The 7645-nt window shown below is 44.0% G+C and carries 5 protein-coding genes and 2 pseudogenes; all 7 read right to left on the reverse strand.

The features are described 5' to 3' along the window. Positions 1–872 (reverse strand): annotated as a pseudogene (locus tag AC1U9U_RS14255) (hypothetical protein); the annotation flags it as partial. Between the two features lie 251 nt (positions 873–1123). Then, positions 1124–1918: a methyltetrahydrofolate cobalamin methyltransferase gene (locus tag AC1U9U_RS14260; RefSeq protein WP_479961220.1), complete on the reverse strand. Its 795-nt coding sequence runs from the start codon at positions 1916–1918 to the stop codon at positions 1124–1126. Between the two features lie 68 nt (positions 1919–1986). Next, complete coding sequence (locus tag AC1U9U_RS14265) at positions 1987–2955, reverse strand: acetyl-CoA decarbonylase/synthase complex subunit delta (RefSeq protein ID WP_479961221.1); 969 nt, start codon at positions 2953–2955, stop codon at positions 1987–1989. Between the two features lie 23 nt (positions 2956–2978). Then, complete coding sequence (locus tag AC1U9U_RS14270; protein ID WP_479961222.1) at positions 2979–3734, reverse strand: ATP-binding protein; 756 nt, start codon at positions 3732–3734, stop codon at positions 2979–2981. A gap of 22 nt (positions 3735–3756) precedes the next feature. Further along, a complete protein-coding gene (locus AC1U9U_RS14275) occupies positions 3757–5670 on the reverse strand; it encodes an ASKHA domain-containing protein (protein WP_479961223.1) in 1914 nt (637 codons plus the stop codon). 32 nt (positions 5671–5702) lie between these two features. After that, entirely contained in the window at positions 5703–7025 is a 1323-nt protein-coding gene (gene acsC, locus AC1U9U_RS14280; RefSeq protein ID WP_479961224.1) for an acetyl-CoA decarbonylase/synthase complex subunit gamma, read from the reverse strand. A 78-nt stretch (positions 7026–7103) separates the two neighbouring features. Continuing rightward, a pseudogene (locus AC1U9U_RS14285) lies at positions 7104–7645 on the reverse strand (acetyl-CoA decarbonylase/synthase complex subunit alpha/beta); the annotation flags it as partial.

Raw genomic sequence — 7645 nt, forward strand, 5'->3', positions numbered from 1 at the left:
GATTCTTGTAAAAGTTGTTTCATGGATTCATCTATAAGCTCATGCAAAGATCTGGTAACATAATAAACGCTTTCGTCTTCATTTATTTCTATACTTAATTCTTTATTTACTTCTATACTTAATTCTTTATTTGCTTCTGTACTTATATCTGTACCGGCCCCTTCACATAATTCACTATTTAGTTCCCTATTTAGTTCCCTATTTAGTTCTTCGCTTGCGTTTTGACTTATTGAATTACTTACTACTTTGCTTTCTTCTACAGTTACTGCATCGGATTCTACTTGGGTCTCCACCTTGTCATTCCTACCACAATCAGATCTCGGAAGTTCCGAAGTCTCAATTGGTTTTTTCTCATTTTTTTGACCTTCGGCCGGAGGTTGTAAAGTTTGGGGTATCTCCAGAGTTTTTAATAAATGACTCCTCAGCGAAAATGAAGAATCTAATTGTGCGGATGTGTGGCCTCCGGTAAGAATAACTTTCGAACTTGGTGGGTTTAGGCAGCCTTCTTTTAATTGAATATTTTTAAGACCGGCCACTTGTTGAGGAATTATGGTTTGCTCCTCGATCTCAATATTCTGTAAGCCGGCATTGATCATATCGTTCATCAATAGATAAAAATCCGGAAAGTTTTCGATTACTCTAGGGTCCGGTAAGCGTTGCTCAACAAGTTGGCGAATGCCATCGACTAATATATCTTTAGGCATATCAATCATTTCCCGAAATAGTTGTACTATTTTTTCAACCGCTTGGCGTCCTTGAATGAACTCCGAGTCCGCATCATTACCTGTTAGGAGATTCACCGTAAATAGTTTTTCAATAAATAGATCCACCCATTCCCTGATTTCTTCATCATTTTTGAAAAAGGCTTCCAAAATTGTCCACCTCCGCATACTATTTTCCTAGATAATTATGCGAATTAGCTTCATAGTATGTCTAATCTTAGTAAAGTCTTAATCGTATAAAGAAAACCCGGCATCGCTGAGCTTTAGCGAAGGCGAGGCCGCTGGTTGCCTTTATGCGCCCGCAGACTTATACTTTCTGATAAGTTAAAAAAGACCCCTTGCGGGGTCTGGATAGTAAAGAAGACATATTTGCTTATAGGGGTAAATACAATCAGGTTTTTTTAGCGTTGACGGAATACTTTCAAATAGGAATCAGCGTAAATGCTCTTGTTCAGGAGTATTTGACCAGTTGCAGCAACATCGACCAAATCATCGTCATTGGCATCCATGATGGCAGCATCAAGTCCGGCAGCCATAGCCATCGCTAAATAGGTACGGTTGATGAGATGACGATCCGGTGATTTTTGAGATACGTTGGAAAGCCCGAGCACTGTCTTCGGTGCAGGATTAGATAGGGTTTTAACCATGCGGATGGATTCCAGTACTTCCGGAGCATGGTCTTGAGCTACGTTACAGGGCAAGATTAGGGGATCGATATATAGTTGATCAAAAGGAAGACCGAACTCATCAGCTGCTGCCACAAGCTCCATGGCAAAGGCGATACGGTTCTCGGCATCTTTAGGGATTCCTTTATTATCCATAGTTAATCCAATCAAAGCAGCATTGTATTGAACGGCCATGGGGAATACTCTCTCGACCTTATCACGATCAGCCGGGCAAGAATTGATCATTCCGGGACGTTTTAATAGTTTTAACCCTGCTTCAATAGCATCATAGTTGGTGGAATCCAAGCAAAGGGGCAAATCAGAGACTTCTTGGATTACTTTAACCATCCATTCATAGGCTTCTGGACGCTCTTCCTTCGGTACTGCCGGTCCGGAGTTAACATCCAGATAATGTGCACCGCCCTCTTGTTGCTTTAAGGCCCATTCTTGGAGGGGCTTAGCATCCTTGTTGCGAAGTGCATCACCTATATCTTTAAACATCCCGTTAATACGTTCACCAATAATAATCAATTGATCCACGTCCTTTCTTTATTATATCTAGATAGGAGTTCAATGATTATAAAACTATTTGAATGGTTTTAGGCATTCATCTCCATAAGGTCAGCAATATTTTGTTGAACCAGTTTAACTGCAGCAGGATTTCTCATTAAGAGAATGCTTGCACCTACTTGGAGAAGTGCTGTAGCAGTCAATGTTTCCCAAAGGATAGCCCGTTCATTAAGGTCACCCCAGCCAGGGAACTCTTCCTCGGAAGCATTTGCCTCTTTGGCACGGTTTGCTTCATAGCCAACTGTACAAATCATTGGCATAGAAAGCATTTTATCATTAGCTAAAGCGCCGAGACGTGCCCGCTCCATAATGGAATAGGCATACTCAATCCCATAGCCCAAGCCCCCAATCATGGGGTCAATAACGATGCGATTGAGGGGTAAGCCCATTTCCGAGATTAAGATGTTTAATTGCTTACAAATATTGATATCCAAAGGAGAACGGGCTATTAAATTATGTTTGTGAACCATAGCGGCTGCTGTAATGGACTTATAATTGTCCTGTTCGGCCAGACCGATTAAGAGGTTCTCACCCGACGTAGCTTCGGCAACAGCGGCCATTACTTCATTATCCTTTTCCGGATCATCGCAGCCGGCTACAATTAGAGGAACGCCAACGGCGGCCAAAACGTTCTTTACTATTTTGGCACACTCTTCCGGACTGCGATTTTCCCCTTCCGGATTGGCTCCGATTAGTTTTAGATAGATCATGTCTGCGTTATATTCTTCAACGCATTTTTTGGCCCAAGCAGCGGGATCATTAATAACATCTCCGAATTGGTCTTTTACAATGTCATTCCATGCGGGAGGAATATCTGTGACTTCCATGGCAATGACAGCACGGTTTTCTACTTTCCCTTCAAAATGAAGATATGGTAAAGTTGCATCTCCCCCGACTCTAACTACGGAAGTACGGGTACCACCTTCTTCAGCGGTTGCACCGATAACAACTGTGCCGACACTACTTTGATATCTTTCTTTAACGAGAGCTACGGCCATTTGAACCTCTCTCCTCTCTAGTTTCATTTAAATGTTCTTTCCAAAATCTTTTGTACAGCTTGAACTGCTAGGGATTCGTCCGGCAGAGTGTAGAGCGGGCGTCCCTCTAAATCATGCTTTACAACCAAGGGATCAAGGGGAATATCCCCGATCAATTTAAGACCGGTTTTGTCAATTTCCTCTTTCAGAGAATCTAAGCTTCCTTCGTTGGTCTTAGTTACCACAAGATAAACATCCTTTACTGCCGAACGTAATCCATCAATCAATTCCTTGACCCGACCCGCCGAACGAATTCCTCGCGCGGAAGAATCACTGATTACGAACATCATATCTACACGGGGAATGGTCCTCCGACTAATGTGTTCCAGGCCTGCTTCTGTATCTATTGTGACAAAATCATAATTATCTCCCAGAGTTTCAAGATACTTACGAAGTAGATCGTTGGGATAGCAGTAACAACCTGGGCCTTGTGGTCCTCCCATAACCAGTAAATCAATATCTTTGGACTCAATTAGACTTTGTTGAAGCTTATATTCAACAAATACATCCTTAGGCATCCCGGTCGGTATCGCCTTCGGATTTTTCGTATCCTCTAAAAGTTCGGAAATCGTTGCTGTAACTTCGAGGCCAAGCGCTTCATTCAAGTTGGCATTTGGATCTGCATCTACTGCCAAAATGGATTGGCCCAGGAACCCCTTAACCATTTGACGAAGCAATAGAGCTGTGAAGGTCGTTTTTCCTACTCCACCTTTACCGGCAACTGCAACATATTTTGTCATGATTCTCCCTCCAATGCTACAATTAAGTTCCTTCTACCGAAGGAAAAAGAGATAGATCGGTGTGGGGCAGGAATAAAGCGGAAACAAACTCATCCATAAATGTGGTTCCAACGGAAAGTTCGATATAGGTCATCTTGCGAGCAAGTTCCATGGCCTCATTCCAAGCTTTTTGCGAGAGTAAAGCAAGCCGTGCCCCTTTGACAGAGGAGTTTCCTATAAATTCAAATTTCTCTTGGGGTAAATCAGGAAGTAAGCCGATCTCCACCGAGTCATGAATATTAAGGTAATTACCAAAGCCGCCGCCGATGACGATCCGGTCGATCATCTCGATCTCCATAGCTACCGCTTGGAGTAAAGAGCGAATTCCGGCGTAGATGGCACCTTTGGCCCGAATAAGATTCTTTACATCGTTCTCAGTAATAACTACATCCTTTTCCCCACCGGCTTGGTGAGCCCAAGCTAAAACGAATTCCTTGTCATCTTTCGTTACACGGATCCGTTGAGATTGGGAGGGATGTTCCAGTTGGAAGTTACCTGCACGGTCTATAACGCCCACACTCCGTAGCTTAGCCAGACAATCCACTAACCCTGAACCGCAAATCCCTACCGGAGGGACTTTGCCAACTACTTTAAGCTTTACGTCCAGGGTTTTAGGATCAATATCCACACGCTCGATAGCCCCCGGCATAGCTCTCATGCCAAAGAGGATACCTCCTCCTTCAAAACAGGGGCCGGCTGAGCAAGCGCAGGAAACAAGCCAATCCTGGTTGCCGAGGACAATTTCACCATTGGTGCCAATATCAATAAAGAGGATAATCTCTTCAGAGTTCACAATATCTGTGGCTAGGGCACCGGAAACAATATCCCCGCCTACATAGCTGGCGACCGACGGATAGGTGTGAATAAGTCCCTCGGGCAGAATTTTTAACCCGATCTCCCGTGCCGGAACAGATGGGGTTGAGTTTACGGTAGGAATATATGGTTCTAAACGTATATAGCGTGGATCAATACCTAAAAAGAGTTGGGACATGGTAGTGTTGGCAGAAACTACTGCAGTAGCTAAATTCTCCATCGTTAAGGTTTGTCTTTTAAGGATATCATCGATTAATGTATTTAGTGTATCAATTACTGCTTTCTGAATTTCTACCAAATTCTCAGGAGCATCAACAGCATAGACAATCCTGGAAATGACATCATCCCCATACTGGGCTTGCTTATTGTAAGACCCTTGTCTGTCCACGATTTCTCCGTTTTCTAAATTAACTAAGCAGACAACCACTGTCGTGGTCCCGATATCAATAGCTAAACCATAAGCCGGCATGTCATTGGCGGCTTCGACCCTAATAACGGTATATTCGGAATCCAAATCTGTTAAGGTAACAGAGAGATTCCACTGGGCTTGGCGTACAACTTCCGGTAAGGTTTGCAAGACTGACAAAGGGATATTGATAGGTTTATCTGTTTGGAGAGCTCGTTTCAATTCAAGGGATAAACGCGCCCAGTCACTGGCATTATCCGTTAGGCTTGGTTCTGCACAACGGAGATTAATTTTGCGAGCCAGGGGGTGATGCCCATAAAATGCAAACAGGTCTTTGCTGGATTCTTTTAGTAAGGAGGAATCTGCATTCTCAAGGAGGACCTGATGAGCTTGTAGACGTGATTCCGGTGGTACTTCAACCGTAAGGTTATCCTCAACAAAAGTGTGGCAACTTAGGCGCACTCCCCTACTAATTTGTTCAGGGGTTAAATTTCCTGTTCTTTCACTTTTGGCCTCTCCGGAAAGCACTGTAATCTTACAAGCACCGCAAGTTCCTTTGCCGCCACAGCCAGATTTAATAAATATTCCCGCTTGAGTGGCCGCCTTGAGCAGGGAGGTTCCTTTCTCCACCTCAATTACTAACTTATCTGGCATAAGTTTTATTTGAAATTTACTCAATGGTTCCTCCCCCTCTCCCTGCTGATCATTATTTACATAGCACGGGTAAAGGCAATGATACCGCTGGATTCGCGAGGTCCAACAACTACTTTCCAGCCAGATTTTTCTTGAAGTTTCCCAGAAATAACTGCTACATAACCGGGAATGATTAGATTACGATGTTTTACTTTATCTGCTACACCGCTCTTCTCCAGGGCATCAGCAATTTTTTCGGGCTCGAATTTGCCGGCTGCATAGGCAGTAAGAACCGAGGTTCCATCGGTATCGATGGGAAGGATGTAGCTCGGTACTTTGCTTGCTTCAACTTCGCCCTCAACGCTGTAATAAGTTAAGGAGAAGTTAGTGGTAATATATACGGGCGAATTCTCATTTACATCGCCTACTGTGTGAAGAATTGGTTCCACTTGAATTGGTTTTTGTGGGTCTGTGTAAAGATTTTGTCTTAAGGACATCAACGGTAGGATATGGGCCTTTGCCGATGCCTTCAGAACAATGGCACTGGCATATTTAGCTACATAAACTGATGCTTCGGCAATTTCAGCAAGAGGCTCTGTTTTGCTGGTAAAGGCAACAACAGGATAGCCAAAAGGTCTATGCTTCTTTTTGATGGCCAAGCGGCGTAAATGAGTAAGATTAGCAAGGGTTTGGCTGGGGTTGCGTGAACCTGGATCCAAGACAAACTCTTTGTAGCCTAGCTTTTGGGCGTTTTCGACTAGAGTGTTCAAGGCATCTAAGCCGTCGGCTTTAATAATTACCGGAACACTATGTTCTTTGGCTAAATTGACAACTGCTTCGTAATTAGCCTCTGTGGCCGATCCAATTAGTGGTTTACGTGCAGCAACTTCAGGTAATGCGACCTTTAAAGCTTCTACATTCTCACTTAGGAGGAGAAGTGAACGCTCGGTTGCCGCTGCAACTTGAGCAACGACTTTCGCGAAGCGTTCCGGATCTCCGGAAGCTTCAATAATAGCCACGCCGTCAATGGAGTAATGGAGGCCTACCCGATCAAATTCTAAATCATTAATTTCGGCGAGCTTCCCTTGAATCTCATCATCAGCTAAAGCATCAGAAATCTCGATAAGAAGAGTGGTAGGATGATAGAAAGTTTTATCATGACGGAAAAGAACCGTCTCATCCCCCAGGATAGAACCATTGCCAAATTTAATGGCTTTAATAGGTGGCGCAGAAGCAGAATCCAATGCTTCCCGAGCTGCATCAGTTACATAAGGACACGCATCCAGTGAACCTTTACCGGAAGCCAAAGCCATCGCAAAAGCTAGACAAGTTGGAGTTCCGCACTCACCGCAGTTCTTTTTAGGGAGTTGTTTATAAATTTCTAAGCCGGTTAAGCCCATAACAGTGACCCCTTTCCAATATTTCTTTTCTTATTGGAGACAGAGCAGTACTTGCCCTGTCTCCAGTTTCAATTATTTCTACATTAATGGGTCTAGGCTGAAGCAGGGATGCCCATTTTCTTCGAGGAACGGAGTGATTTCTTCGACAGTTGTGCCAACAGTTTCATCCGCGATCTTATCGATAAAGTCTTCACCTAAACCTTCTTCTACCGCACGTGCTACGAAATCTTCCCGTAAGAAATCCTTAAGTTCTTTCGGCATCCAAACGATCCTTGAGATGCCGCCATCGGCAGGAATGAACTTCTTACTATTGATATAGCTACGTCCGATTCCCATAAACCCGGGAGTCTGTAAACCGCCGCCTACAGTTCCAGCCAGTGTGGAGAAGGTCATGCCGCAGGGAGTCATGCCGCTATGCTCACGAGTGGTGATCATTAAGCCGTTGACTTCCGGTACAATGGCCATGATTGCTTCAAAACAGCCGCAGGAGGTCATGGGGCGATCCATTAAGGTATAGAGGTTAACCTCTTCCAGGGTATTGTTCGAAGCAGGTCTTAAATAGTCATTGCAGCTTTGCCACATTCCTTTGAACTCATCAATAGCCGATCCTTTAGGAATAG

It is taken from the genome of Desulfitobacterium sp. (assembly GCF_982384815.1).